The following is a 487-nucleotide window of genomic DNA, read 5'->3' on the forward strand; positions in this document are numbered from 1 at the left end:
CCTCGGTGTCGACGAAGATGATCCGCGCGTCCTGGTACTGCTTGTCGTCGTCGGCCCAGACGTAGTAGTCCCCGTACGGCCCGTCGGGATCCCTGCGGGACTCCTGGAACCACGGGTGCTGGTCGCTGGTGTGGTTCATGACGAAGTCGATGATGACGCGCATGCCGCGCTGGTGGGCGGCGTCCACGAACTCCACGAAGTCGGCGAGGTCACCGAACTCGGGGAGTACCGCGGTGTAGTCGGAGACGTCGTACCCGCCGTCGCGCAGCGGGGACTTGAAGAAGGGCGGCAGCCAGAGGCAGTCGACGCCGAGCCACTGCAGATAGTCGAGCTTGGCGGTGAGGCCTTTCAGGTCGCCGACGCCGTCGCCGTTGCTGTCCTGGAAGGAGCGGACCAGGACCTCGTAGAAGACGGCGCGTTTGAACCAGTCCGGGTCCCGGTCCTTGGCGGGCGTGTCCTCGAAGGTGTCCGGGACGGGTTCGTTGAC

1 protein-coding gene is annotated in these 487 nt (G+C 66.1%); it reads right to left on the minus strand.

All coding sequences use genetic code 11. From position 1 onward, the window contains the following. Nucleotides 1–487 (minus strand): alpha-amylase family glycosyl hydrolase (locus tag LQ326_RS47445; RefSeq protein WP_268208474.1); only part of this gene is annotated, 487 nt, incomplete at both ends.

The organism is Streptomyces shenzhenensis (genome assembly GCF_021462265.1).
In the GTDB taxonomy this organism is placed as follows: Bacteria; Actinomycetota; Actinomycetes; order Streptomycetales; family Streptomycetaceae; genus Streptomyces; species Streptomyces shenzhenensis.